We start from the raw sequence: 25,111 nt of genomic DNA, 5'->3' as shown, positions 1-25,111 counted from the left end.
GTCAGCTCTCACGGTCGGCCGCTGCCGGATCGACGGACGCGGCGTCCAGCAGCGCCCGCAGCAGGTCCTCGTCGTGCGGGAGCAGCGCGCTCACGAAGCTGGCCAGGACGGCGTCCCGGTCCGCTTCTCCGTCGAGCATCCGGCGCATCCGCAGGGCCGCCAGCCCGGCCGCGTCGGAGGAGGCCTGCCACAGGTAGGAGCGGCCCGAACGGGACCGCGAGACGGCGCTCTTGGCGTGCAGCCGGGACAGGATGGTCATCACGGTGGTGTACGCCAGGTCGCCCTCCAGGCGTTCCTGGACCCACCCCGCGGTGGCCGGGCCGGGCGCCCGTTGGAGCACCGCGAGTACCTGTGCCTCCAACTCGCCCTGGCCGCGCCTTCGGACGGGCGCTTCCGCGGCCGCCGAGGCGTGCCTCTCGTCTGCCATGACGGCCCACTCCCTCCGGATGCCGCGCCCCGGAGCCGGCGGGGCACCCGCTCATCCTAACGAGCGCGGGCCCGGCGCGAACCGGTTCGCGCCGGGCTTCCCACCCCCACCGCCCTCGACCCCCGCTCCCGGACCCCGGCCCCGAACCCCCGTCACGCTCGCCGGGCCGGGGCTCCGGGCGTACCGCGGGCCCGCACGACGCGTCGCCCGAACGGCCCCGGCCCGGTTGCCCGGCGCCCCGGCCCGACGGACGGTCGAAGTCCGTACGGTCCGCCCGTAGGCCTGTTCGGCCCCTGGAGGAGTCCATGAGCAGCCCGTCGCCCGACCCCGAGCAGCCGGAGCAGCCCCCGCGCACCGGCCCCGAGCAGCCCGGGCAGACCCGGCGCACCGACCCTGAGCAGCCCAGGCAGACCTGGCGCACCGGCCCTGAGCAGCCCGAGCAGCCCGGGCAGACCTGGCGCACCGGCCCCGGCACGCCGCAGCCGACGCCGGGCAACCAGTTCAGCGACTGGGCGCCCGGCCTGGTGATGTTCGCCGGTGTGCTGATGCTGATCAACGGCATCATGGAGGCCCTCCGGGGCATCATGGCGGTCTCCAACGACGACCTCTTCGTCCACACCCCCCGCTACGTCTTCCGGTTCGATCTCACCGGCTGGGGCTGGGTCCACATCATCGTCGGCGTGCTGGTCGCGGTGACCGGCGCGTTCCTGCTCAAGGGCGCCGCCTGGGCCCGCTACGCCGGTATCCTCCTCACCTCGCTGAGTGCCCTCGACAGCTTCCTGGTCCTGCCGTACTTCCCGCTCTGGTCGCTCGTGGTGATCGCACTGGACGTCTTCATCATCTGCGCGCTCTGCGTCTACCGCCCCCAGGAGGGCACCCCGCTCTGACGACCCGGTGGCCCGCGCGCCCGTACCGTCTCAGCTCCGGGCCCGCCTCAGGTCCGGGCCCGCTGGGTGACCGCGATGCAGACCAGCACCACCACCGCCGTGACCGGTGCGGCCGCGGGCAGGTCCTCGCCCAGCAGCAGCACCGACCAGACCAGGGTCAACAGCGGCTGTGCGAGTTGCAGTTGGCTGGCCCTCGGCACCCCGATCTCCGCCATCCCCCGGTACCAGAGCACGAACCCGCCGAACTGCGACACCGCCGCCGTGTACGCCAGCCCGGTCAGCGCCTTCGCCCCGAGGTGGACCGGCTCGGCGGGCAGCGCGAGGGCGGTGGTCAGCAGCGTCACCGGCAGCGCGGCCACCACCGCCCAGGCGATCACCTGGGCGCCCGGCAGGTCCCGGGAGAGCCGCCCGCCCTCCGCGTACCCGGCCGCGCAGATCGCTACCCCGACGAACAGGAGCAGGTCCGCGACGGTCGGCCGACCGTGGCTCTGCAGCAGGGTGAAGCCGAGGACGGCCGCCGCCCCCGCCACCGCCGCCGCCCAGAACGCCCGGGACGGCCGACGGCCGGTGCGCAGCGCCGCGACCACCGCGGTGGCCAGCGGCAGGACACCGATGACGACAGCCGAGTGGGCGGTCGAGGAGGTCCGCAGGGCGAGCGTGGTCAGCAGCGGGAAGCCCAGCACACAGCCTCCCGACACCACCAGCAGGCCGGGCCAGTGCCGCCGCTTCGGCAGCGGGGCGCCGACGGCCGCCAGGTAGAGCGCGGCCAGCACCCCCGCCAGCGCGCCGCGCAGCCCGGTCGCGGTCCACGGCCCGAAGCCGGTCAGGGCCCACGCGGTGGCGGGGAAGCTGAGGGAGAAGGAGGCCACCCCGAGGGCGGCCAGGGCGGTGCCGGAGGCGGGGCTTCGCGGTGCTACCGCCGACGGGCGGGTAGCGCTATCTTGTGCCGTCATGAACGAGCGTAGCAGTGTGACCGAACTCGCCGACAGGCTGCGACGGGAGGTCGAGCGCTACCCGGAGGGGCGAAAGCTGCCGTCCAGCCGGGTGCTGGTGGAGCGCCACCAGGTCAGCCCGGTGACGGTCTCCCGGGCCATCGCGGTCCTCGCGGCCGAGGGCTTGGTGGTCTCCCGGCCGGGCGCCGGGGTGTTCCGGGCGGCGGCCTTCGCCGGGCGCCCGGCCGGCACCGCCGCGCCCGCCGCCCGTCCCGGCGACCTCTCCTGGCAGGAGGTCGCGCTCAGCGCCGACTCCGACCCCCGTGACCTGCTGGCCGCCCCGGTGTTCGCCACCCTCCGCGTGCCCCCGCCCGACGTCATCGACCTCAACAGCGGCTACCCGCACGCCTCGCTGCTGCCCGAACGCCTGCTGGCCACCGCCCTCGCCCGGGCCGGACGGCGCCCGGGCGCCTGGAACCGGCCGCCCACCGACGGCCTCACCGAGTTGCGCGGCTGGTTCGCCCGCGACATCGGCGGCACCGGCGGGCCGATCGGCGCCGGGGACGTCCTGATCACCTCCGGCGGCCAGGGCGGGCTCACCGTGGCCATGCGCTCGCTCGCCGCGCCCGGCGCGCCCGTCCTGGTGGAGTCGCCGACCTACTCGGGCATCCTGGCGGTCGTCCGCGCGGCCGGGCTGCGGCCCGTCCCCGTCCCGGTCGACGCCGACGGGGTGCGCACCGACCTGCTGGCCGACGCCTTCGAGGCCACCCGGGCGCGGGTCTTCGTCTGCCAGCCGCTGTTCCAGAACCCGACCGGCGCGGTGCTCTCCCCCACCCGGCGCTCCGAGGTGCTGCGGATCGCCCGGGCGGCCGGCGCGTTCGTCGTCGAGGACGACTTCGCCCGCCTGCTCGTCCACGCGGACGCCCCCGCGCTGCCGCGCCCGCTCGCCGCCGACGACCAGGACGGGGTCGTGGTGCACCTGCGGTCGCTGACCAAGGCCGCCTCGCCCAATCTGCGGGTCGGCGCGCTCACCGCGCGCGGCCCGGCCCTGGCCCGGCTGCGGGCCACCCAGGTGGTGGACAGCTTCTTCGTGCCCCGGCCGCTCCAGGAGGCGACGCTGGAACTGGTCGCCGACCCCGGCTGGGCCCGGCACCTGCGCGCCCTCGGGGCGGAACTGCGGACCCGCCGCACCGCCACCGTCGCCGCCCTGCACCGCGAACTGCCCGGTCTGCTCGGCGCCTACCGGCCCGGCGGCTACCACCTGTGGCTGCGGCTCCCGGACGGCGTCGACGACGGCGCCCTCACCGCCGCCGCCCTGCGCGCCGGCGTCCAGGTCACCCCCGGCCGCCCGTACCACGCGGCCGAACCCCCGGCCCCGCACCTGCGCCTCAGCTACGCGGCCGCCGAGAGCTCCGCGCACACCGCCGAGGGGATCCACCGCCTCCGCCGGGCCTACGAGGACCTGCCGGCCTGACCTCCGGCCCCGCGCGGAGCGCGGGCCTCAGCGCCCGTAGCCCGCCATCCGCTCCAACCGGGCGATGCGCTCCGCCATCGGCGGGTGGGTGGAGAAGAGCCGGGCGCCGGCCTCGCCGGGGCGGAAGGGGCTGGCGATCATCATGTGGCTGGCGGTCTGGATCTGCGGCTCCGGCGGGAGGGGCAGCCGGCGGGTGCCGGCGTCGAGCTTGCGCAGGGCGCCGGCCAGGGCGAGCGGGTCGCCGGTGATCCGGGCGCCGTCGGCATCGGCCTGGTACTCGCGGGAGCGGCTGACGGCCAGCTGGATGAGCCCGGCCGCCAGCGGGCCGAGGATCATGATGGCGAGCATGCCGAAGAGGCCGGGCCCGTCGTCGTCGTCGCTGCGACCGAAGGGGATCAGCCAGGCGAAGTTCACCAGGAACATCACCACCGAGGCGAGCGCCCCGGCGACCGAGGAGATCAGGATGTCCCGGTTGTAGACGTGGCTCAGCTCGTGCCCGAGCACACCCCGCAGCTCGCGTTCGTCCAGCAGCTGCAGGATGCCGTCGGTGCAGCAGACGGCCGCGTTGCGCGGGTTGCGGCCGGTGGCGAAGGCGTTCGGCGCGGGGGTCGGGGAGATGTAGAGGCGCGGCATCGGCTGGCGGGCCGCGGTGGAGAGCTCGCGGACGATCCGGTAGAGCCGTGGCGCCTCGATCTCGCTGACCGGCCGGGCCCGCATGGCCCGCAGCGCGAGCTTGTCGCTGTTCCAGTAGGCGTAGGCGTTGGTGCCGAGGGCGACCAGCAGGGCGATCACCAAGCCGGTTCGGCCGAAGAATCCGCCGATCACCAAGATGAGCGCCGAGAGGCCGCCGAGCAGGACGGCGGTCCTCAGTCCGTTGTGCCGGCGGTGCACGTCAGGCCCTCCAATGGTGCGGTGGGGAAGCCCTTTCTGCCTCGTCCCTCTTGCCCGGTCAACGGGTGGGGGCCTGGGCCTTGTTCCCTTGTGACCGGCGTGACACCACCGCGGCACCCCGCCGGGCCGGACCGCGGCGGCCGGCCGGGCGGGCGCGCGCTCAGAACAGGCTTCCGCCGGCGACCTGGAGGACCAGCTGCGGGGCGAAGGAGAGGACCACGGCCACCGAGGCGGTGAGCCCCAGCGTGGCGGTCAGGGTGGCCGGCAGCCGGCCTTCGGCCCCGGCCCCGCCGACCGGAGCGGCGCCCGGTTCGGCACCTTCCTCGGCACCCGGCGCCGGGGCGAACAGCCGGGTCGTCCAGAGCAGGTAGTAGTACAGCGCGACGACCACGTTGACGGCCATCACGACGGCCAGCCAGCCCAGCCCGGCGTCGACGGCCGCGCGGAACACCACGACCTTGCCGAACAGGCCGATCACGCCCGGGGGCAGCCCGGCCAGGCAGAGCAGGAAGAAGGCGAGCGCGAGGGCCGTCCAGCGGCGCCGGGCGAACAGGCCGCGGAAGTCGTCCACGCTGGTCCCGGCCCGGCGGCCGACCGCCGCGACCACGCCGAACGCGCCGAGGTTCACCACGCCGTAGATCAGCGCGTACGCGGCGGTGGCGCCGAGCGGATCGACCCCGGTGGGCGCGTAGCCGGCGGCGGCGAGCGGCACCAGCAGGTAGCCGGCCTGGCCGACGGACGACCAGGCGAGCAGCCGCACCGCGCTGTAGCGGGTGTCGAAGCGCTGGCGCAGCGCGCCGACGTTGCCCACCGTCATGGTGACGGCGGCCAGCACGGCGAGCGCCAGGCCCCAGGTGTGCGCGTACGGGCGGAAGGCGATGGTGGTGGCGAGCGCGAGGCCGGACAGGCCGGCCGCCTTGCCGACCACCGAGAGGTAACCGGCCACCGGCAGCGGGGCGCCGGTGTAGGTGTCGGGCACCCAGAAGTGGAACGGGACGGCGGCGACCTTGAAGGCGAAGCCGACCAGAGTCAGCACGGCGCCCGCCTCGGCCAGCGGCTTGAGCTGCCCGGGGGCGTGTTCCAGGCCCTGGGCGACGGCGCCGAGGTGCAGGCTGCCGCTGGCCGCGTAGACGAAGCCGACGCCGAGCAGCATCACGGCCGTGGCGGTGACGGAGGAGACGAAGAACTTGAGCGCGGCCTCGGCGCCCCGGCCGTCCCGGCGCAGCGCGACCAGGGCGAAGGCGGGCAGCGAGGCGACCTCCAGCGCGATCACCATGGTGGCGAGGTCGCGGGAGGCGGGCAGCAGCGCGGCACCGGTGGCGCTGGAGAGCAGCAGGAACCAGTACTCGCCGCCGGGCAGCTTCTCCTCCTCGACGGTGTGCGCGGAGAGCAGCGCGGCGATCAGCGCACCGCCGAGGGCGAGCAGCTGGAACACCAGGGCGAAGTGGTCGGCGACGTACGAGCAGCCCGCGTTGTCAGACCCCCCTGCTACGTTCTGCACACAGAAGGTCGCCCGGGGTGATCCCCCGGTGAGGGGGAGGAGTGCGATGAGGGCGAGGGCGAGTCCGGCCGCGGCGAGGCGGCCGAGCCACTTCCGGTGCCGCTCGGGCAGGAACAGGTCGGTGAGCAGGACGGCGAGGGCGGCCACCGCGGCGATCAGCGGGGGCGCGATCGCCACCCAGTCCACGGACTGGATCAGGCTGCCCGGGTTGGCTACGGCGAGGGAGGTCACAGTGTGCTGCCCCGTGGAGTGAGGTCCGAGTGCGGCGATCTGGGCTCCGAGCACGGTCAGCCACCCCCGAGGAGGTGCTTGACGGCGGGGTCGGAGAGGCCGAGCAGGAGCGCGGGCCAGAGGCCGGCGAGCAGGGTGAGGGCGGCCAGCGGCGTCCAGCTGACGGCCTCGTACGGGCGCATGTCGGCGACCTGCTCCACCGGGGCGGGCTGCTTGGGGTCGCCCATGCAGACGCGCTTGACCACGATCAGCAGGTAGGCGGCCGTGAGGAGGGTACCGAGACCGGCCAGGACCATGTAGGTGACGAACGCGGGGCGCGACAGGCCGTCGGCCGGGTCGAACGCGCCGAACATGGCGAGCAGCTCGCCCCAGAAGCCGGCCAGGCCTGGCAGGCCGAGGCTGGCGACGGCGGCGAAGGCGAGCAGCGCGCCGATCCGCGGGGCGCGGCCGTACAGGGCGGCGCCGGTGGCGCCGGAGAGGGTGTCGAGGTCCGCCGTGCCGTAGCGGTCCTTGAGGGCGCCGACGAGGAAGAACAGCAGACCGGTGATCAGACCGTGGGCGATGTTGGCGAACAGCGCGCCGTTGACGCCCACCGGAGTGAGGGAGGCGATGCCCAGCAGCACGAAGCCCATGTGGCCGACGGAGGAGTACGCGATCAGGCGCTTGAGGTCGCCCTTGGCGCCGGGGCGGGCCAGCGCCAGACAGGCCAGTGATCCGTAGACGATGCCGACGGCGGCGAACGCGCCCAGGTAGGGGGCGAGCGTCGCGGTGCCGTCGGGCACGACCGGGAGGAGGACGCGGACCAGACCGTACGTGCCCATCTTCAGCAGCACGCCGGCGAGCAGCACCGAGCCGACCGTCGGAGCGGCGGTGTGCGCGTCCGGGAGCCAGCTGTGCAGCGGCCAGGCGGGGGCCTTGACCGCGAGCCCGACCATGATCGCCAGGGCGGCGATCACCTGGGTGGTGTGGCTCAGGCCGTTGCCGTGCGCGGCGGCCAGGGCCTGCATGTCGAAGGTCCCGGCCTTGCTGCCGATCAGCAGGAAGCCGAGCAGCATCACGGCCGAGCCGAGCAGCGTGTACAGGATGAACCGGTTGGCGGCCGGGGCCTTCGCGCCGCTCCCCCAGCGGGCGATCAGGAAGTACATCGGGATCAGCACGATCTCGAAGGCCAGGAAGAAGAGCAGGAGGTCCAGCACCGCGAAGGTGGCGAGCATGCCGACTTCGAGGAGGAGGAACAGCCCGACGAAGGCCTTCGCCGACGGACGGCGCCCATCAGCGGCCTCGCCCCGGGCGTCCCCGCCCGGCAGCCGCTTCTCCGAGTACAGCGCGCAGAGGAAGGTGAGCAGTGCGGTCAGCACGATCAGCGGCAGCGAGACGCCGTCCACGCCGAGGTGGAGGCGCACGTTGAGGGCCGGGATCCAGGACACGTCGGTGGTGGCCTGCATCCGGGCGGGTTCGTCGTGGTCGAATCCGGCCGCCAGGGCGACGGTGAGCAGCAGCACCGCGCCGGTGACGACGGTGTTCAGCCGCAGCGCCCGCCGGTCGGCGGCGGCCGGCTCCCGGCCGAACGCCGGCGCCAGGGTGAGCGCGGCGCCGAGCAGCGGCAGCACCAGGAGGGCGATGAGGACTGCGTTCATCGGGGGCTCCTACGGGCGGCGGTCGGAATCGGGGGAACCGGGGACAGGGGGTACGGCATCCGCTACACCGCCACCAGGACGGCCAGCAGGACGACGCCGGCGAGCAGCGCGCTGAGGTAGGTCTGCGCGTTGCCGGTCTGCGCGAGCCGGACGGCCCGGCCGAGCAGGTTGGCGCCGACCCCGCTGCCTCGCACGTAGGTCTCGACGACCTCGCGGTCGAGGAAGCGGACCAGCCGGGCGGCGGCGGTCACCGGGCGGACGAACAGCGCGTGGTACAGCCGGTCGACGCCGAAGCCGTGCCGGGCCGGGCCGAACAGCGGGCCGAGCAGGGTGCGCCCGGGGTCGGCGACGATCACCTCGGCGGCCGGGGCTCCGGCCTGCTCGGGCACCCGGCCGGCGTCGGCCGGGGCCGGGCGGCCGGTGGCCAGCCGCGCGGTCGCCGAGCGCCAGGCGCCGTACGCCGCGAGCACGCCGACCACGGCGAGCCCGGTGCCGATGACGGCGGTGACGGCCGAGGGGCGCAGCGAGCCGCCGTCCAGCAGCGCGGGCAGCCAGTCCGAGCGCAGCCCGGCGACGCCGAAGCCCATGGTCGGGATCGCCAGCACCCAGAGCGGCCAGCGCATCGCGGGCGGCTCGGCGGTGGCCGGGTCGGCCTCGTCGAGCTCGGGCGAGTACGGCGCGTCCGCCTCGTGCCCTGCCGCAGGCGCCACGGCCTGCGACGCTCCGGCCTGAGACGCTGCGGCCTGCGGCGCCCCGGCAGCCTGCGGGCTGTGGAAGCTGACCAGGAAGAGCCGGGTCGCGTACGCGGCGGTGAGCAGCGCGGTGAGTCCGGCGGAGATCAGCACGATCCACCCGGCGGCCTCCGGCACGGCCGAGGCCGGGCCGAGCCCGTTGGTGAGCGCCTCGCCGTTGGCGGCGTGCTCGGCGGCGGTCAGCACCGCCTCCTTGCTGAAGAAGCCGGAGAACGGCGGCAGCCCGACCAGGGCGACGAGCGCGATGCCCATCGTCCAGTAGGCGTCCGGGACGCGCTTGCGCAGCCCGGGGATCCGGGACATCGCGGAGATCGAGTTGGTGTGCGCGGCGTGGATCACCACGCCGGCGGCCAGGAACAGCAGCGCCTTGAAGGCGCCGTGGCTGACCAGGTGGAAGACGGAGGCCTCGCGGTCGCCGGCGGCCAGCGCCCCGGCCATGTAGCCGAGCTGGCCGACGGTGGAGTAGGCGAGCACCCGTTTGAGGTCGTCCTGGGCGAGCGCGCAGAGTGCCGAGCCGATCATCGTCACGGCGGCCATCACGGCCAGCACGACCAGCGCCGCACCCGACAGCAGGAACACCGGCAACAGCCGGGCGACCAGGTAGATGCCGGCCGCGACCATGGTGGCGGCGTGGATCAGCGCGGAGACCGGCGTCGGGCCGGCCATGGCGTCCGGGAGCCAGGTGTGCAGCGGGAACTGCGCGCTCTTGCCTGCCACCCCGGCGAGCAGCAGCAGGGCGATCAGCGTCGGGTGGCCGAGCCGCCCGTCGGTCGCGGCGGCCAGCACGTCGGGGATCCGGAAGCTGCCGGCGTCCGCGCCGAGCAGGAAGATCCCGAACAGGAACGGCACGTCGCCGAGCTTGGTGACCAGGAAGGCCTTGAGCGAGGCCGAGCGGGCGTCCTCGGTCTCCCAGTGGTGGCCGATCAGGAAGTACGAGCAGATGCCCATGACCTCCCAGCCGACCAGCAGCACGATCAGGTCGCCCGAGTAGACCACCAGGAACATCGCCGCGGTGAACAGCGAGACCAGCGCGGCGTACGACGGGTAGCGCGGGTCCTTCCTGAGGTACGCGGTCGAGTAGACCTGCACGCAGGTGGCGACCAGGCCGACCAGCACGGAGATCAGCGAGCTGAAGCCGTCCAGGTGGAGGGCGAGCGCGATGTCCGGGCCGCCGGTCGGGGTGAGCCGGGTGGCGGCGTCCAGCGCTTGGCCGGTGCCGAGCTGGAGGGCGACGACCAGGGCGAGCACGGCCGAGACGGCGACCGGCACGATGGCCAGCGGCCGGGCCAGGCCGGGCGCCTTCTTGCCGACGGCCAGGGTCGCGGCGGCCCCGAGTGCGGGCAGCACGGGGACGAGAGCGGGCAGGGCGAGGTTCATGCGGCGGCCTGGCCCTTCAGCGCCTCGGCTCCGGCCGGCGTCTCCTCGGCGAGCGGCTCCGCCGGATCGCCGAGCGCGGTGGCCCGGTCGATGTCCGCGGTGCCCCGGGCCCGGAACAGCAGCAGGACGATGGCGAGCCCCAGCCCGATCTCGGCGGCGGCGACGGTGATGGTGAACAGGGTGAGCGCCTGGCCGGCGTGCAGCGAGTCGCGCAGCCAGGTGTCGAAGGCGACCAGGTTGAGGTTGACGGCGTTGAGCATCAGCTCGACGGACATCAGGACCAGGACGGCGTTGCGCCGGGCGAGCACGCCGTACACGCCGACGCTGAACAGCAGCGCGGCGAGGACGACGGGGTAGGCGAGGTGCATCAGCTCTCCTCCGACGCGGACGGCGCAGCCTCTGCGGCCGCCGGGCTCTCCGGCGCCGGCCGGGGCACGGTGGCGGCGACGGTCCCGTTCGAGCCCACCGGCCGACCGGCGCGCAGCCGGCCCGCCCGGGGCGGCGGCACCCGCCGCTTCGACCCGCGCGACAGCACGATCGCGCCGACCAGCGCCGCCAGCAGCAGCACGGAGAGGGCTTCGAAGGGCAGCACCCAGTGGCGGAACAGGCTCGCCCCGGTGACGGCGGCCGAGCCGCCCCCCGCGCCGAGATCGATCCAGGAGGTCCGGAAGGCGTCGACGACCAGCGTCACCAGTGTCCCGGCCGAGGCGAGCGCCACGGCCAGGGCCACCCAGCGGTTCTTGGAGTCGGCGTCCGGCGAGCGCCCGATCGGTGCCTTGGTGAGCATCAGCCCGAACAGCACCAGGACGATCACCGAGCCGAGGTAGATCAGCACCTGCACCCAGGCGATGAACTCGGCGGTGAGCAGCAGGAACTCCACCGCCAGCCCGCCCAGCGCGACCACCAGCCAGAGCGCGGCGTGCACCAGCTGCTTGGTGCTGACGGCGACCACGGCCGAGCCGAGCACGGCGATGCCGACCAGCAGGAAGACGATCTCCACCCCGGTCGGGGACAGGAACGAACGGGCGGCCGGCTCCAGCGAGCCGGTCGCCGCGAGCAGGGTGGCGGCGCTCACTGGGCCTCCCCCTCATCCGAGGCCGCCGAGGCGGCTGCGGCGGCTGCGGCGGCTGCGGCGGCCAGCTTGTCCGCAGCCTTGCGCGCGGTGGCGATCTCCTTGGGCTCCTCGGCCGCCGGGTCCAGCGCCGGCGGCGCCGGGACGGTCCACATCCACTCGCGGAGCTTGTCCCGCTCGTGGGTCAGCTCCAGGATGTCGGTCTCGGCGTACTCGAACTCGGGCGACCAGAACAGCGCGTCGAAGGGGCACACCTCGATGCAGATCCCGCAGTACATGCAGAGCGAGAAGTCGATGGCGAACCGGTCCAGCACGTTACGGGTGCGGGCCCGCGCGTTCGGCTCGGCGGCCGGCAGCGTCTCCTTGTGGGAGTCGATGTAGATGCACCAGTCCGGGCACTCGCGCGCGCAGAGCATGCACACCGTGCAGTTCTCCTCCAGCAGCGCGATGACGCCGCGCGAACGCGGCGGCAGCACCGGCTGCACATCGGGGTACTGCGCGGTGACGGTCTTCTTCGTCATCGTCCGCAGGGTCACGGCCAGGCCCTTGGCCAGGCCGGCACCGGGAAAACTCATGAGATCGCCACCTTGATGACGCCGGTCAGGGCCAGCTGGACGAGGGCGAGCGGGATCAGCACGGTCCACGCGAAGCGCATCAGCTGGTCCTCGCGCAGACGCGGGTAGGTGACCCGCAGCCAGATGACCACGAAGGCCAGCGCGAAGGTCTTCAGGATCATCCAGAGCCAGCCGAGCTGGTCCGCCAGCGGGCCGTGCCAGCCGCCCAGGAAGAGCACCGCGGTCAGCGCCGACACCACCAGGATGCCCACGTACTCGGACAGCAGGAACAGTGCGAAGCGCAGGCCCGTGTACTCGGTGTACGCGCCGAAGATGATCTCCGAGTCGGCGACCGGCATGTCGAACGGCGGGCGCTGGAGCTCGGCCAGACCGGCCGTGAAGAACACGAACGCGCCGATGAGCTGCCAGGGCAGCCAGTACCACTCCCAGGCGTCCACGATCCCGGGCAGCGAGAGCGTGCCGGCGGCCATCGCCACCGAGGCCGCCGCCAGCACCATCGGCAGCTCGTACGACATCAGCTGCGCGGCCGTGCGCAGGCCGCCGAGCAGCGAGAACTTGTTCGCCGAGGCCCAGCCGGCCATCAGCTTGCCGATCACGCCGACACCCATCACGGCCAGCACGAAGAACAGGCCGGCGTCGATCGCCTGGCCGACGAAGCCGTTCGGGCCGACCGGGATCGCCAGCAGCACGAAGAGGTACGGCAGCAGCGAGACGGCGGGCGCCAGCTGGAAGATCCGGCGGTCCGCCCCGGCCGGGACGATGTCCTCCTTCTGCGCGAACTTCACGCCGTCCGCGACGAGCTGCGCCCAGCCGTGGAAGCCGCCCGCGTACATCGGGCCGAGCCGGCCCTGCATGTGCGCCATGACCTTGTGCTCGGTCTGGCCGATGACCAGCGGGAAGGTGAGGAAGACGACCAGGGTGGCGACGCAGCGCAGCACCGTGTCGAGCAGGTTCACGCGCCGTCTCCGTCCTGGCCGGCCGGTCCGGCCGACGTCTCGTCCTGCCCGCCCGCAGGCGCGGCGGGCTTCGTCGGCTCGGCGGGCGACTGCTCCTCGGCAGGCTCCTCCGCAGGCTTCGCGGGCTCGGCCGGGGCCTGCGCCTCGGCGGGCTTCGCGGGCTCGTCGTGCGCGGGCATCGGGTTGTGCCAGGGCGCGTCCGAGGACCGGGTCCGCGGCGACGCCGAGCCCTCGGCCTTCGGCTCGGCAGGCGCAGCGGCCTCGGCAGCCTCGGCGGGCGCCGGCTCCGCAGCCTGGCTGACCGATCCGTCGGACACCGACCTGACCCGGCGCGGCCGGTCCGCCCGCACCACGGGCGCCGCCTCGCCGGCAGCCGGAGCAGCGGCCGAAGCAGCGCTCGGAGCAGCAGCCGAAGCAGCGGCCGGAGCACCGGCACCGGCAGCCTCGGCCCCCGCCTGACTCGCCGACCCCTCCGCCACCGTCCTGGTCCGCCGCGGCCGGTCCGCCCGCACCGCCGTGCCCTCGGCACCGGCACCGGCAGCAGCACCGGCACCAGCACCAGCACCAGCAGCCCGGGGCGTCCGCCCGGCCGCGCCCGCCGCCCGCGCACCGCGCGCGGGCCGCTCGGCGACCGGCGGCAGGGTGCCCTTCAGCGGCCCCCACTCGTTCGGGTCCGGCACCCCGGCCGGCTGCATCTTGCGCCGGGCGGGCCCGTCGCCGTGGTCCGACTCGCCCGGCTCCTTGGCGCCCGGCCAGGCCTTGGCGACCCGGGCCGCGAGCACGAACTCCTTGCGCAGCGGGTACCCCTCGAAGCCGTCCGGCAGCAGCAGGGTGGCGAGGTAGGGGTGTCCGGGGAAGTCGATGCCGAACATCTCGTGGGTCTCGCGCTCGTGCCAGGCGGCGCCCGCGTAGACCGGGACGGCGGTGGGCAGCGCGGCCTTGTCCCGCGGCACCCGGGTGCGCAGCGCCAGGTGGCGCACGCCCGGGGCGTCGGCGGAGGCGAGGTGGGCGACCACGGAGAAGCCCTCGGCCAGTTCGTCGACGGCGCTCAGCCAGTCGAAGTAGCCCAGGCCGAGCGTGTCGCGGGCACTGGTGAGCGCCTCGATCCAGTGCTCGGCGGGGACGTCGACGGTGACCAGCCCGTAAGCCTCGGCGCCGGTCGCCCACTCCCCGACCGACGCCGCGTACTGCTCGGCGGAAGTCACGAGACCCCTCCCTCGGTCGAAGGCCCCGTCACCAGCGGGCGGCGCAGCGCCGCCGCGGGCGCGGTGTAGCGGTCGGGCAGCGACTCGGCGGCGATCTTCTCCTGGAGCTTGAGGATGCCCTGGAGCAGCGCCTCGGGCCGGGGCGGGCAGCCGGGCACGTAGACGTCGACCGGGATGATCTGGTCCACGCCCTTGGTCACCGAGTAGGAGTCCCAGTACGGGCCGCCGGAGTTGGAGCAGGCGCCGAAGGAGATGACGTACTTCGGCTCGGGCATCTGCTCGTAGAGGCGCTTGACGGCGGGCGCCATCTTGTCGGTCACCGTCCCCGAGACGATCATCAGGTCGGCCTGACGGGGTCCGGGCGCGAACGGAATGACACCCATCCGGATGAAGTCGTGTTTGGCCATGGACGCGGCGATGAACTCGATCGCGCAACAGGCCAGGCCGAAGTTGAAGCACCAGAGGCTGTAGCGGCGGCCCCAGTTGAGCACGACCTTGACCGGGTCGGGCGCGAGCCGGGCCAGCGGGCCGATGCCACGGCGCTCGACGGCGCCGGGGCGCGACGGGTCCGGGAGGCCGAGCGGGACCGGGCCGCCCTGGGCGCCGTGCGAGTGGGTGTGCGTCACGTCCATTCCAGAACGCCCTTCTTCCAGGCGTAGAGCAGGCCGACCGCGAGGAAGCCGATGAAGAGGAACATCTCGATCAGCGTTCCGGCGCCGTACCCGGCGGTGGCGAAGACCGTCGCCCACGGGAACAGGTAGATCGCGTCGACCGCGAAGATCACGTACAGGAAGGCGTACACGTAGTAGCGGATCTGGGTGTGCGCCCAGTCCTCGCCCACCGGGTCCACCCCGCACTCGTAGGCGAGGAGTTTCTCGGGCGAGTAGACCACCGGCCGCAGCAGTCGGTTGGCCGTGAACGCCACGGCGACGAAGAGCACCCCGACGACGGCCAGCAGGCCCATCGCGGCGTACGCGTCGAAGTAGCCGCCGCCGACCGCCGGGTCGGCCGCGACGGCAGCCGCATGCTGCCCCTCCATGCCTTCGCCCTCCACCTCGGCCGTGAACAGCCCCTCAAGGCAGTTCTACGACGTTTCCTCGCACGGTCATAATCATGGCCAATGCGTGAGTCTAAGGGGACGGCTCCGCTCCGCCCGAACCCTGCCCGCTCCGCAAGACGTCCGGTGGACACTCCCGCGAGCACCGGGCAGTGGCCCGACGACCAGGACGGGGGTAGGGATAACCCCCGTCCCGGAAGATGTATCACCCCCATGGCATCTTCCGCCCCGGGTTCGGGAAGCTTGGTCCACCAGCTCGACCAAGAGGGACGGTAGATCCAGATGAAGCCGCTGCACCGCCGCACCGTGGACGCCATCAAGGAGCAGGACGCTCAGATGGGCCGCTCGCCGCTGTACGGTGCGCGGATGTGGCGGCAGGTCGGCCAGCTGCTGCTCAACCTGCCGCTCGGCGTCGCCGGCTTCGCGCTCACCGCCATCACGCTCACGGCCGGGCTGGGGATGTCGATCACCGTGGTCGGCCTGCCGCTGCTGGCCGGCGGGCTGGCCGTCTCCCGCGCCCTGGGCGGGCTGGGCCGCCGGCGGGCCCGGGCGGCGTACGACTCCGCGATCCACGAGCCGGAGCCGGTGCAGCCGCGCCGGCCGGGGGTGGTGGGCTTCACCATCGCCCACCTGACCGACCTGCTGAACTGGCGCTCGGCGCTCTACAACGTGCTGATGCTGCCCTGGGGCATCCTGAGCTTCACGGTGACCCTGGTCGCGGTCACCGTGATGTGGCCGGTGCTGCCCTGGGTGATCCGGGCGCTGGCGGCGATCGACCGGATCCTGATCGAGTCGCTACTCTTCCCGGGCGCCCTGGCCGAGCGGGTGCGCGAGCTGGAGGACGACCGAGGCACGGTGGTCGACACCGCCGCCGCCGACCTGCGCCGGATCGAGCGCGACCTGCACGACGGCGCCCAGGCCCGCCTGGTCGCGCTGGCCATGGACCTGGGCATGGCCAAGGAGCGGCTGCGCGAGGTCGAGACCGAGGACGACGTGGCGGCCGCCACGAAGATGGTCGACAACGCGCACGGCGAGGTGAAGCTGGCCCTCCAGGAGCTGCGCGACCTGGCCCGGGGCATCCACCCGGCGGTGCTCACCGACCGCGGCCTGGACGCGGCCCTGTCCGCGGTCGCCGCCCGCTGCACCGTCCCCGGCGGGGTCAAGGTGAACGTCGACCTGAAGGGGCCGGACGGCCAGGCCGAGCGCCCGGACTCGGCGGTCGAGGGCATCGCGTACTTCACCGTCAGCGAGCTGCTGACCAACGTCTCCAAGCACGCCGGGGCCCGCACCGCCTCGGTCGACGTCTGGCGCTCCGACAACCAGCTGATGGTGCTGGTCCAGGACGACGGCAAGGGCGGCGCCGCGCCCTACCCGGGCAGCGGCCTGGCCGGGCTGACCGAGCGGATCCGCGCGGTGGACGGCGTGCTCCTGGTGCAGAGCCCGGAGGGCGGCCCGAGCAGCATCACCGTCGAACTTCCCTGGCGCACCCGCACCGCCCGCCGCTGAACCGGAGCGCGGCACGGCGCCGGGACCTCGTCGAGGCAGTGACGAGGTCCCGGCGCCGGTCCGGTGGGGCGGCCGGTCCGCGGAGCCCTTGCGCGGCGTGCGGCCCGGCCGGACGGGCCCCTAGGGGGTCTCCAGGGTGCCGAGGGTGACGTCGGCGGTCTGGCTGCTGCCGTCCCTGGTGTAGGCGACGGTGGCCTTGTCGCCCGGGGTGAGCGAGGCGAGCGCGGTGGTGAGCGCGTTCAGCGAGTCGACCGCGGCGTCCCCGATCTTGGTGATCACGTCGCCGGCCTGCATCCCCGCCGAGGCGGCCGGGCCTCCCGCGGTGACCGCCACGATGACCGCGCCGGCAGGCTTGAACTGCTGGTTGAAGCTGGTCCGGGCGGTGATGCCGAGCGCGGCCCGGCCGGAGTTGGTGACCTTGCCCTGCTTGATCAGCTGGTCGGTGATGTTGGTGATGGTGGACGCCGGGATGGCGAAGCCGATGCCGGGCGCGGCCGCGCCGTTGGCCTCGGGCTCCGTCGCCGCGAGCGTGTTGATGCCGATCACCTGGCTGTCCAGGTTGACCAGCGCGCCGCCGCTGTTGCCCGGGTTGATCGCGGCCGAGGTCTGCACCATGTTGCCGATGGTGGCGCCGGGCGAGCCGCCGCCCCTGGGCTCGGAGACGGTCCGTCCGGTGGCCGAGACGATGCCCTGGGTGACGCTGCTGGAGAGGCCGAGCGGGCTGCCCATGGCCAGGGTGATCTGGCCGAGCTGGACCTTGCCGGAGTCACCGAAGGCGGCCGGCTTGAGGCCGCTCGGCGGGCTGCTCAGCTTGATCACCGCGAGGTCGGTGTCGGGGTAGCTGCCGACCAGGGTGGCGTCCAGCGACCTGGTGCTGTTGGCGAGGGTGACGGTGAAGGTGGTCGCGGTGCCCACCACGTGGGCGTTGGTGACGATGTCGCCCTTGTCGTCGTAGACGATCCCGGAGCCGAGGCTGTCGCCGGTGGTGATCTGCACCACCGAGGGCAGCACGTCGGCGATGACCCGCTGGTAGTCGTCCTGCAACTGGTTCCCGTCGGCCGACCGCGCGGGGGCCGACGAGGCCGGCCTGGCCGAGCCGGAGCCCGACGGGGAGCCCGCGGCCGACGAGGCGGACGTGGAGGAGCCGCTGCTGCACCCGGCCAGCGCCAGCGCGGTCAGTACGGCCACCGCGCCGGGTACGAGCAGCCGGCCGTGGACCGTCCTGGGTCCGGTCGGCCGGGGCCCGGCCGGCAGGGGGCGGGCGTGTTCCTTCTTTCGGCTCACCTGGCTGCCTCCGATTCGTCACCACGCTGGGAGCACGGAAATCTTTGTCAGCATTTCACCGATTTGTCCGATTTGACGGCTCGACTCGCCCGGCACTCACCACGGAAACCCGAACACCCTAGAATCGGCCCATGACTTGGTTGATCACCGGCGGTGCCGGATACATCGGCGGGCACGTCGTCCGCCAGCTGCTCGACGCCGGTGAGCGCGTCGCCGTCCTGGACGACCTCAGCACCGGCGACGCCTCCCGCCTGCCGGAGGGCGTCGCCCTGGTCGAGGGCTCCACCCTGGACCGGGCCGTCCTGGACGCCGCCATCCGCGAGCACGCGATCGAGGGCATCCTGCACTTCGCCGCCAAGAAGCAGGTCGGCGAGTCCGTCGAGCAGCCGTTCTTCTACTACCGGGAGAACATGATCGGCCTGCAGACCGTCCTGGAGGCCGCCGCCGAGGGCGGGGTCAAGCGCTTCCTCTTCTCCTCCTCCGCCGCCGTCTACGGCATGCCGGACGTCGACCTGGTCACCGAGTCGACCCCGTGCGCCCCGATGAGCCCGTACGGCGAGACCAAGCTGGCCGGCGAGTGGCTGGTCGCCGCGGCCGGGAAGGCCCACGGCATCTCCACCGTGGCGCTGCGCTACTTCAACGTGGCCGGCGCCGCCTCCCCCGAGCTGTCCGACACCGGGGTCTTCAACCTGATCCCGATGGTCTTCGAGCGGCTCACCGCCGGCGAGGCCCCGCGGGTCTTCGGCGACGACTACCCGACCCAGGACGGCAGCTGCGTCCGCGACTTCATCCACGTCTCCGACATCGCCTCGGCCCACGTCGCCGCCGCCAAGCGGCTGGCCGCCGACCCGGCCGGCGAGACCTCGCTGGTGCTCAACATCGGCCGCGGCGAGGGCGTCAGCGTCAAGGAGATGCTGGAGGTGATCGGCAAGGTCACCGGTTACGACACCACCCCCGAGGTGACCCCGCGCCGCGCCGGCGACCCCGCGCGGGTGGTGGCCTCGGCCGACCTGATCCGCCGCGAGCTGGGCTGGGGCGCCCGCCACGACGTGGCGGAGATGGTGGCCTCCGCGTGGGACGGCTGGTGCAGCCGCCACCCCGGGGCCCGCAAGGCCTGACCGGACGCGTCCGACGGCGGCGGGGTGCCCGCCCCGCCGCCGCGCCGGTTCAGCGCGCCGGGACGGCCGTGCCGTAGAAGGCGTCCAGCGCGTACACGCAGCGGTCCTTGGAGCCGACGAAGACCCGGCCGCCGACCGCGACCGGCGAGCCGGTCAGCTCGCCCTTGGTGCCGAGCTCCCAGCGCAGCTGACCGCTCGCCAGGTCCAGGGTGTGCAGCGAGTGGTCCCGGCTGCCCAGGTGCACCAGGCCGTCGGCCACCGCCGGGGAGCCGACGATCTCGCCGCGCGCCGTGTAGCGCCAGCGCTCCCGGCCGCTCGCCGCCTCGAAGGCGTACAGCACCCCGCCGCTGCCGACCAGCACCATGCCGTCCCCGACCACCACCGGCTCGGCGCCCTGGCGGTTGCCGGTGACCCCGCGCCAGCGGTCCCGGCCGGTGGCCGCGTCCAACGCGTACACCGTCCCGAGGTAGTCGGCCACGTAGACCGCGTCGGCGTCCAGCGCGGGCGGGGTGAACAGCACCACCGGGGCCTCGAAGCGCCAGCGCTCGGCCCCGCTGGCCGCGTCCAGCGCGTACACCCTGGAGCCGGCCGTCACGTACAGCACGCCGCCGCGCTCGACCGGGTGCGAGGGCACGTCCTCGCCGACCGGGAAGGACCAGCGCAGGCCGGCGCCGTGCGGGTCGACGCAGCGCAGCCGCCCGGCCCCGTAGTAGTAGGCCGCGCCGGCCACCAGGACCGGTCCGGACTGCGGGTTCTCGTAGTCCTGCTGGGCGTCGTCGGCCCGCCACAGCTCGGCGCCGCTGGCGGCCGAGCGCAGCTGGACGCCGCCGCCGCGGACGCCGCAGCACAGCACCCCGTCGGCGGCGGAGAGCGAGTAGACCCAGCCGTCCAGTGAGGTGCGCCAGCGCTCGGTGCCGTCCGCGACGTCCACGGTGTACAGGTGCGGGCCGTCGGCCGCGTGCACCCGGCCGGCGTCCACCGCGAGCGCCCAGGCGACGTCCCGGGTCTTGTAGCGCCGCTCGCCGGAGGCGATGTCCAGCGCGTGCACCTCGAAGCTGGAGACGAAGAGCGTGCCGTCGGCGACCACGGGGGTGCCCCAGACGTCGTTGGACATCCGGAACCGCCAGGGGCGCCAGCGGGCGGCCGGCACCGGCGGCGGGGTGACCCGGCGGACCCAGTCGGTCTCGGCCGGGGCGGTGCCCGGGCCGGTCTGCTCGTGCTCGGCCCGCGGCCCGGGGCCTATCCGCACCGAGGCTCCGGACAGCCGCACCTCGACGGCCCCGCCGCCGCCCGGCGCACGGTGCTTGTTGGGGGAGGCGATCTTCGCGGTCGGGATCTCGCCGTCGGACACCGGGCCCCGCCGCGGCCCCGTGTGCACCGGCCCGGACGGCGGCGGCGCGTGCCCCCCGCCCGGGCGGGTGCGCGGGTCGTCCAGGCCGGGGCGCTGCACCGGGACCGGCTGGTGCGGCTGCGGCGGCTGGTGGGGCTGGAGCGGGCCGGCCTGCGGCGGCCCGGCCGGGGGCGGCGGCGCGCCGGCCGGTAGCTGGACGGCCCGGGGCGGCACGCTCGGGCGGCGGCCACGCTTGCGCTCGATCAGCTCCAGCGCGTTCACGGGGAGCCAGTCGCCGACCTCGCCGGCGGCGTCGTCCCGGGAGAACAGGTGCGGGGCCAGTTCGGCCTGGATCTGCGCCGGGCTGGGCCGGTGCTCGGGCGAGGGCCGCATGCAGGCGCGGACCAGGTCCATCAGCTCGCGCGGCATCCCGGACAGGTCCGGCTCCTCGCGCAGCAGCTGGAACACCGTCTCGACCGGGTTGGAGCCGCCGAAGGGCGGGTGCCCGGTCGCGCAGAACACCATCAGCGAGCCGAGCGAGAAGACGTCGCTGGCGCCCCGGACGTTACGGCTGTCCTTGGCCTGCTCGGGGGACATGTAGGCGGGGGTGCCGACCGCGACGTTGGTCATGGTGAGCCGGGTGCTGGAGACGCCGGAGGCGATGCCGAAGTCGATCACCTTCGGGCCGTCCTCGACCACCAGCACGTTGGAGGGCTTGAGGTCCCGGTGGATCAGCCCGGCCGCGTGGATGGACTGCAGCGCCTCGGCGATGCCCGCGATCAGCCAGCGGGTGGCGTCCACCGGCAGCGGACCGCACTCCTCGACCAGGTCCTCCAGGGAGGGGGCCGGGATGTACGCGGTGGCCAGCCAGGGCACCCGGGCGTCCGCGTCGGCGTCCACCACGGCCGCGGTGTAGAAACCGCCGACCGTCTTGGCCGCCTCGATCTCGCGGGCGAAGCGGACGCGGAACAGCTCGTCCTCGGCCAGTTCCGCCCGGACGGTCTTGATGGCCACCCGCCGGCCGGAGGCGGAGCGCGCCAGGTAGACCAGCCCCATCCCACCCGCGCCGAGCCGCCCCAGCACCTCGAAGGGCCCGATCCGCCTCGGATCGTGCGCCGTCAGCTGGTCCACTCCGCTGCCACCTCCCCGTTTTCCGCACCCGCCGCGTGGTGCCGGACCCGATTCTCCAATGCCGCCCGGCCCATCTCCAACCTCCCCCGCCCAGAGCCGACGGCGGCCCCGGGAGCGCCGCCGTCCGGCCGGTGATGACGGAACGGCCGGATTCTGACGCCCGTTCCGGCCGCGGTTTGCACCCGGACGCCCGGACCCTCCACTTCGGCGCCGATCTTCCGACGCCGCCGATCGTCACGCTCTGTCACTCGACCACCCCTCAGCGGACTCGCCGTCACGCTGTGGGGTCAAAGGCACACGGGGGGGCTTCAACGACACCTGCGGAGCGCGGTGAATATCCGTCCGAAGTGGTTCATGCCCCTATAGCAACCCCCCGTGCGGAGTAATAGTCGCATCACCGAATCGCGCCAAGATCGTGCCACGGTAAGCTGACGGCATGACAGGACAAGTTCGCACCGTCGACGGTCGCGTCGCCGGGCGACGCGGACAGGAAACGCGGCAGAAGCTGCTCGACTGCCTCCGCGAGATGCTCAGCACGTCGCCGTACCGGGACGTCAAGGTCATCGACGTCGCCCGTATGGCGGGTACCTCCCCCGCGACCTTCTACCAGTACTTCCCGGATGTCGAGGGCGCTGTCCTCGAAATCGCCGAGGAAATGGCCAAGGACGCCGACACCCTCAAAGAGCTGGTGGCCGGAAAGTCCTGGGCAGGGAAGTCCGGTCCGACCACTTCGGAAGAACTGGTCGACGGATTCCTCGCCTTCTGGCGCAAGAACGACGCCATTCTCCGAGTGGTCACGCTCGGTGCCGCCGAAGGGGACAAGCGGTTCTTCAAGATCCGCATGACGGTCCTCAACGCGGTCGCCAAGCCGCTCGCGGAGGCCGTCAAGGAACTCCAGGCGAAGGGCCAGGCCGACAAGTCGCTCGACCCGAACGCCGTCGCCGGGGCCCTGGTCTCGCTGCTCGCCTCGGCGGCCGAGCACCAGAAGGCCTTCACCTCCTGGGGCGTCAAGGTCAAGGACCTCAAGCCCAACCTCGCTCCCCTGGTGTACCTGGGCGTCACCGGCAAGAAGCCGCCCAAGTAGACCATCCGCTCAACCGACCATCCGCTCCGCGCGCAGCCCCGGCCTCCTGTCCGGGGTACGACGGACGGCGGCCGTGTCCTCGGGGGAGGTCCGCCGACGTACCGCACGCGCGCCAGACATGCCGGTGGGCGGGCACCCCTCACACAGGGTGCCCGCCCACCGGCATGTTCGCGTTGCGGCCCCTCAGGGGCCCTCGGACGCCCGGCTCCGCGCCGTCAGGGGCAGCGGACCACCTGGCCGGCGTAGGCGAGCCCGCCGCCGAAGCCGAAGAGCAGGACCGGGTCGCCCGGGGACAGCTCGCCGCGTTCGACCAGCTTGGAGAAGGCCAGCGGGATCGAGGCGGCCGAGGTGTTGCCGGAGTCGACCACGTCCCGGGCCACCACCGCGTCGGTGAGGCCCAACTTGGCGGCGATCGAGTCGATGATCCGCAGGTTGGCCTGGTGCGGCACGAAGCCCTTCAGCTCCGACGGGTCGATCCCGGCCTGCTCGCAGGCCCGGCGCGCCAGCGGGGCGAGCTGGGTGGTGGCCCAGCGGAACACCGACTGGCCCTGCTGGCTGATCACCGGGTCCCAGCCGGTGATCACCACGGCGTCGCCCTTCTCCGGCTCGGAGCCCCAGACCACCGGGCCGATGCCGGGCTCGGCACCGTCCTCCTGGGCCTCGACCACCGCGGCGCCGGCGCCGTCGCCGAAGATCACGCAGGTGGTGCGGTCGGTCCAGTCCAGCGTGTCGGACATCCGCTCGGCGCCGATCACCAGCGCGCGGCGGGCCGCGCCGGCCCGGATCGCGTGGTCGGCGGTGGCCAGGGCGTACGAGAAGCCGGAGCAGACCGTGTTGATGTCGTACGCGGCGGGCGCCCGGACGCCGAGCCGGGCGGCTACGGCGGCGGCGGTGTTGGGGCTGCGCTCGACCGCGGTGCAGGTGGCGACCACGATCAGGTCGATCTCGTCGGCCGTCCGGCCGCTCTTGGCGAGCGCCTTCTGCGCGGCCTCGGTGGCGAGGTCGACCAGGGTCTCGCCCTCGGCGATGTGCCGGGTTCTGACACCCACCCGGCTACGGATCCACTCGTCGTTGGTGTCGACGAGCGCCTCCAGGTCGTCGTTGGAGAGGACCTTGGGGGGCTGGTAGTGGCCGAGTGCCACAATGCGCGAACCGCTCATAGTGCCATGGAACCGGGTTACCCACTGGTCAGCGGGGCGCGCCCGGCTACAGGATCCGCCCCCGCGATCTGTAGGAGCCCCACAAGGGGCGTTGCGGCGACTGGCCTCCGGACGCGCCGGGGTCGACGCCGAGGCGGACGAGGGGGCGGGCACCGCCGCCGGTGACGGGCCCCGCACCGCCCGGAACGCCGCGCGGACACCGCCGGAACGCCGGTGTCGGGCCGTGGCCGGGGCCGGGCCGGGGCCGGAACGCCGGGGTCAGACGGAGAGCGAGGTGGCGTCGCCCATCACGATGACCGGGTGGGCCGCCGGGTCCAGGGTGCGGATCAGCTCGGCCATCTTGTCCTCGGGGATCGAGACGCAGCCGTGGGTGGGGCCGTCGTGGTCGACGTGGATCCAGATCCCGCCGCCCTTCTTCGCCCCCATCGGGCGGCGCGGGTCCAGCGGGGAGTTTCCGGGCACCCGGTTGTAGTTGATCGCGACCACGTAGTCGAAGGAGCCGGCCAGCTGGTCGCCGAAGAAGCCCGTCCCGGAGACCACGAAGCTCGGGTCCTTGTCGTACGGGAGCTTGCTGCCCGGGTCGGCCTTGCGGCCGCCCGCGTCGGTGAGCGCGAAGACGCCGATCGGGCTGCGCAGGTCGCCCTCGTTGTGGTCGGCGGTCCAGCCGTTGTTGCCGTTGTGGCCCTGCCAGGTCTCGCCGGCCAGCCAGCGGCCCTCGGGGGTGCGGGTCCACAGGGTGACGGCGTTCTTGTTGCCGTTCTTGTCCTGGCCGGAGGCGAGCACCACCTGGGTGGTCTCGGCGGGGATCTTCGCGACGAAGTCGGCGCCGAGGCCGGGTATCGCGGCGACCGAGCCGTCCGAACGGACCTGGCTGCGGTCGGCGGCCGGGGGCTGGGTCTGCCGGTCGGCGGCGGCCCGGGCGGCGGGAGCCGGCTGGTCGGGCGTGCTGACGCCCTCCGGGCCGGGGCCGTCGGCGGTCGCGGCGACGGGCTTGGCGTCGTCCTGGCCGACGGTGTACCAGCCGGCGGTGGCCGCGACCAGCAGCGCGGTGCCGGCCATCACCGCCTTGCCGTGGCGCTTCTTCTTCGCCTTCCGGCGGTGACCCCGGGCGGCCGCCCGGGCGCCCACGGGCGGGGGCGTGGGCTGCCGGACGGGCTCCGGCTCGAACGCGTACACCGGTTCGGCGTCGTACACCGACTCGGGGGCGTACACCGGTTCGACGTCGTACGCCGGCCCGGGGGCGTACACCGGCTCGGGGGCGACGAGCGGGTCGGGCCCGGCGGCGTACGGCTGGGACGGCTGGAACGGCTGCTCGTACGCCTCGAAGTACCCGTCAGGGGCCTGCGGGAGCTGCCCGTACTCGCCGTAGTGGTCCTGCCGGACGGGCTGCTGGTACGGCTCACCCGCCCCGTACGGCTGCTGCGGCACCCCGTACACCGGCTCTGGTATCGGCTCGTACGACGGGTACGTGGTGGCGCGATGAGAACCGGACATACCGCCGATCCTGCCAAACGGTGTACCGGT

General features: G+C 73.9%; 22 protein-coding genes. 5 read left to right on the top strand and 17 right to left on the bottom strand.

Annotated elements, in window-relative coordinates; genetic code table 11:
* Window position 1 precedes the first annotated feature (1 nt).
* Window positions 2–427, bottom strand: a complete 426-nt coding sequence (locus AB0P03_RS15820) for a BlaI/MecI/CopY family transcriptional regulator (protein WP_363579972.1) — start codon at window positions 425–427, stop codon at window positions 2–4.
* Window positions 428–732: 305 nt separating this feature from the next.
* Between AB0P03_RS15820 and AB0P03_RS15815 the strand changes: the two genes are divergently transcribed.
* A complete protein-coding gene (locus AB0P03_RS15815; RefSeq protein ID WP_363629312.1) occupies window positions 733–1,314 on the top strand; it encodes a hypothetical protein in 582 nt (193 codons plus the stop codon).
* 47 nt (window positions 1,315–1,361) lie between these two features.
* On the opposite strand, the gene AB0P03_RS15810 is transcribed toward AB0P03_RS15815, so the two are convergent.
* Window positions 1,362–2,267 (bottom strand): DMT family transporter, encoded by a 906-nt coding sequence (locus AB0P03_RS15810; protein ID WP_363579970.1) that lies wholly within the window; start codon window positions 2,265–2,267, stop codon window positions 1,362–1,364.
* Between AB0P03_RS15810 and AB0P03_RS15805 the strand changes: the two genes are divergently transcribed.
* Window positions 2,266–3,720 carry a PLP-dependent aminotransferase family protein gene (locus tag AB0P03_RS15805; RefSeq protein ID WP_363629311.1) on the top strand — a complete coding sequence of 485 codons (1,455 nt, stop codon included), beginning with the start codon at window positions 2,266–2,268 and terminating at the stop codon, window positions 3,718–3,720. The genes AB0P03_RS15810 and AB0P03_RS15805 overlap by 2 nt on opposite strands.
* A gap of 27 nt (window positions 3,721–3,747) precedes the next feature.
* Here the strand turns inward: AB0P03_RS15805 and htpX are convergent, their stop codons facing one another.
* The 11 genes from htpX to AB0P03_RS15750 all read right to left on the bottom strand — a co-directional run bounded on the left by htpX (window position 3,748) and on the right by AB0P03_RS15750 (window position 14,956).
* Window positions 3,748–4,611, bottom strand: coding sequence for a zinc metalloprotease HtpX (gene htpX / locus AB0P03_RS15800; RefSeq protein ID WP_350876984.1), 864 nt, complete (start codon window positions 4,609–4,611; stop codon window positions 3,748–3,750).
* Between the two features lie 160 nt (window positions 4,612–4,771).
* Window positions 4,772–6,343 (bottom strand): NADH-quinone oxidoreductase subunit N, encoded by a 1,572-nt coding sequence (locus AB0P03_RS15795; protein WP_363617875.1) that lies wholly within the window; start codon window positions 6,341–6,343, stop codon window positions 4,772–4,774.
* A gap of 56 nt (window positions 6,344–6,399) precedes the next feature.
* The gene (locus tag AB0P03_RS15790; protein ID WP_363579967.1) at window positions 6,400–7,980 is read right to left on the bottom strand and encodes an NADH-quinone oxidoreductase subunit M; all 1,581 of its coding nucleotides are present in this window, start codon (window positions 7,978–7,980) and stop codon (window positions 6,400–6,402) included.
* Between the two features lie 62 nt (window positions 7,981–8,042).
* Window positions 8,043–10,109, bottom strand: coding sequence for an NADH-quinone oxidoreductase subunit L (locus AB0P03_RS15785; protein WP_363629309.1), 2,067 nt, complete (start codon window positions 10,107–10,109; stop codon window positions 8,043–8,045).
* Window positions 10,106–10,477, bottom strand: coding sequence for an NADH-quinone oxidoreductase subunit NuoK (gene nuoK / locus AB0P03_RS15780; protein WP_350876976.1), 372 nt, complete (start codon window positions 10,475–10,477; stop codon window positions 10,106–10,108). The genes AB0P03_RS15785 and nuoK overlap by 4 nt, the downstream gene beginning before the upstream one ends.
* Complete coding sequence (locus tag AB0P03_RS15775) at window positions 10,477–11,184, bottom strand: NADH-quinone oxidoreductase subunit J (protein WP_363579965.1); 708 nt, start codon at window positions 11,182–11,184, stop codon at window positions 10,477–10,479. Before AB0P03_RS15775 ends, nuoK begins: the two co-directional genes overlap by 1 nt.
* Entirely contained in the window at window positions 11,181–11,756 is a 576-nt protein-coding gene (locus tag AB0P03_RS15770; RefSeq protein WP_363629308.1) for an NADH-quinone oxidoreductase subunit I, read from the bottom strand. The genes AB0P03_RS15775 and AB0P03_RS15770 overlap by 4 nt, the downstream gene beginning before the upstream one ends.
* A complete protein-coding gene (nuoH, locus tag AB0P03_RS15765) occupies window positions 11,753–12,706 on the bottom strand; it encodes an NADH-quinone oxidoreductase subunit NuoH (protein WP_350877389.1) in 954 nt (317 codons plus the stop codon). The genes AB0P03_RS15770 and nuoH overlap by 4 nt, the downstream gene beginning before the upstream one ends.
* Before the next feature lie 2 nt (window positions 12,707–12,708).
* Window positions 12,709–13,917 (bottom strand): NADH-quinone oxidoreductase subunit C, encoded by a 1,209-nt coding sequence (locus AB0P03_RS15760; RefSeq protein WP_363629306.1) that lies wholly within the window; start codon window positions 13,915–13,917, stop codon window positions 12,709–12,711.
* Window positions 13,914–14,549: an NADH-quinone oxidoreductase subunit B family protein gene (locus AB0P03_RS15755; RefSeq protein WP_363579962.1), complete on the bottom strand. Its 636-nt coding sequence runs from the start codon at window positions 14,547–14,549 to the stop codon at window positions 13,914–13,916. The genes AB0P03_RS15760 and AB0P03_RS15755 overlap by 4 nt, the downstream gene beginning before the upstream one ends.
* A complete protein-coding gene (locus tag AB0P03_RS15750) occupies window positions 14,540–14,956 on the bottom strand; it encodes an NADH-quinone oxidoreductase subunit A (protein ID WP_280675333.1) in 417 nt (138 codons plus the stop codon). Before AB0P03_RS15750 ends, AB0P03_RS15755 begins: the two co-directional genes overlap by 10 nt.
* Window positions 14,957–15,310: 354 nt before the next feature.
* On the opposite strand from AB0P03_RS15750, the gene AB0P03_RS15745 reads away from it, so the two are divergent.
* The gene (locus AB0P03_RS15745) at window positions 15,311–16,480 is read left to right on the top strand and encodes a sensor domain-containing protein (RefSeq protein ID WP_363580288.1); all 1,170 of its coding nucleotides are present in this window, start codon (window positions 15,311–15,313) and stop codon (window positions 16,478–16,480) included.
* A gap of 120 nt (window positions 16,481–16,600) precedes the next feature.
* On the opposite strand, the gene AB0P03_RS15740 is transcribed toward AB0P03_RS15745, so the two are convergent.
* Window positions 16,601–17,650: a trypsin-like peptidase domain-containing protein gene (locus AB0P03_RS15740; protein WP_363629392.1), complete on the bottom strand. Its 1,050-nt coding sequence runs from the start codon at window positions 17,648–17,650 to the stop codon at window positions 16,601–16,603.
* 245 nt (window positions 17,651–17,895) lie between these two features.
* On the opposite strand from AB0P03_RS15740, the gene galE reads away from it, so the two are divergent.
* Entirely contained in the window at window positions 17,896–18,882 is a 987-nt protein-coding gene (gene galE, locus AB0P03_RS15735) for a UDP-glucose 4-epimerase GalE (protein ID WP_350876964.1), read from the top strand.
* 49 nt (window positions 18,883–18,931) lie between these two features.
* Here galE and AB0P03_RS15730 read toward each other — a convergent pair whose 3' ends face one another.
* Window positions 18,932–21,343, bottom strand: a complete 2,412-nt coding sequence (locus AB0P03_RS15730) for a PQQ-binding-like beta-propeller repeat protein (protein ID WP_363629304.1) — start codon at window positions 21,341–21,343, stop codon at window positions 18,932–18,934.
* Between the two features lie 436 nt (window positions 21,344–21,779).
* On the opposite strand from AB0P03_RS15730, the gene AB0P03_RS15725 reads away from it, so the two are divergent.
* Window positions 21,780–22,427, top strand: coding sequence for a TetR family transcriptional regulator (locus AB0P03_RS15725; protein ID WP_030055725.1), 648 nt, complete (start codon window positions 21,780–21,782; stop codon window positions 22,425–22,427).
* 215 nt (window positions 22,428–22,642) lie between these two features.
* On the opposite strand, the gene AB0P03_RS15720 is transcribed toward AB0P03_RS15725, so the two are convergent.
* Both AB0P03_RS15720 and AB0P03_RS15715 read right to left on the bottom strand, forming a co-directional pair.
* Window positions 22,643–23,587, bottom strand: a complete 945-nt coding sequence (locus AB0P03_RS15720) for a beta-ketoacyl-ACP synthase III (protein WP_363579960.1) — start codon at window positions 23,585–23,587, stop codon at window positions 22,643–22,645.
* 258 nt (window positions 23,588–23,845) lie between these two features.
* Entirely contained in the window at window positions 23,846–25,081 is a 1,236-nt protein-coding gene (locus tag AB0P03_RS15715; RefSeq protein ID WP_363629303.1) for a L,D-transpeptidase family protein, read from the bottom strand.
* Between the last annotated feature and the right edge of the window lie 30 nt (window positions 25,082–25,111).

Origin of the sequence: Kitasatospora sp. NPDC088779 (genome assembly GCF_040685395.1) — a bacterium.
Lineage (GTDB): Bacteria > Actinomycetota > Actinomycetes > Streptomycetales > Streptomycetaceae > Kitasatospora.
This window is presented reverse-complemented; position numbering and strand designations above follow the sequence as displayed.

Excerpts from the sequence above, each read along its gene's own strand:
- AB0P03_RS15820 (WP_363579972.1), bottom strand. The coding sequence starts at position 427 with ATGGCAGACGAGAGGCACGCCTCGGCGGCCGCGGAAGCGCCCGTCCGA.
- AB0P03_RS15815 (WP_363629312.1), top strand. The coding sequence starts at position 733 with ATGAGCAGCCCGTCGCCCGACCCCGAGCAGCCGGAGCAGCCCCCGCGC.
- AB0P03_RS15805 (WP_363629311.1), top strand. The coding sequence starts at position 2,266 with ATGAACGAGCGTAGCAGTGTGACCGAACTCGCCGACAGGCTGCGACGG.
- AB0P03_RS15810 (WP_363579970.1), bottom strand. The coding sequence starts at position 2,267 with ATGACGGCACAAGATAGCGCTACCCGCCCGTCGGCGGTAGCACCGCGA.
- AB0P03_RS15790 (WP_363579967.1), bottom strand. The coding sequence starts at position 7,980 with ATGAACGCAGTCCTCATCGCCCTCCTGGTGCTGCCGCTGCTCGGCGCC.
- AB0P03_RS15785 (WP_363629309.1), bottom strand. The coding sequence starts at position 10,109 with ATGAACCTCGCCCTGCCCGCTCTCGTCCCCGTGCTGCCCGCACTCGGG.
- nuoK (WP_350876976.1), bottom strand. The coding sequence starts at position 10,477 with ATGCACCTCGCCTACCCCGTCGTCCTCGCCGCGCTGCTGTTCAGCGTC.
- AB0P03_RS15770 (WP_363629308.1), bottom strand. The coding sequence starts at position 11,756 with ATGAGTTTTCCCGGTGCCGGCCTGGCCAAGGGCCTGGCCGTGACCCTG.
- AB0P03_RS15755 (WP_363579962.1), bottom strand. The coding sequence starts at position 14,549 with ATGGACGTGACGCACACCCACTCGCACGGCGCCCAGGGCGGCCCGGTC.
- AB0P03_RS15750 (WP_280675333.1), bottom strand. The coding sequence starts at position 14,956 with ATGGAGGGGCAGCATGCGGCTGCCGTCGCGGCCGACCCGGCGGTCGGC.
- AB0P03_RS15745 (WP_363580288.1), top strand. The coding sequence starts at position 15,311 with ATGGGCCGCTCGCCGCTGTACGGTGCGCGGATGTGGCGGCAGGTCGGC.
- galE (WP_350876964.1), top strand. The coding sequence starts at position 17,896 with ATGACTTGGTTGATCACCGGCGGTGCCGGATACATCGGCGGGCACGTC.
- AB0P03_RS15725 (WP_030055725.1), top strand. The coding sequence starts at position 21,780 with ATGACAGGACAAGTTCGCACCGTCGACGGTCGCGTCGCCGGGCGACGC.
- AB0P03_RS15720 (WP_363579960.1), bottom strand. The coding sequence starts at position 23,587 with ATGAGCGGTTCGCGCATTGTGGCACTCGGCCACTACCAGCCCCCCAAG.
- AB0P03_RS15715 (WP_363629303.1), bottom strand. The coding sequence starts at position 25,081 with ATGTCCGGTTCTCATCGCGCCACCACGTACCCGTCGTACGAGCCGATA.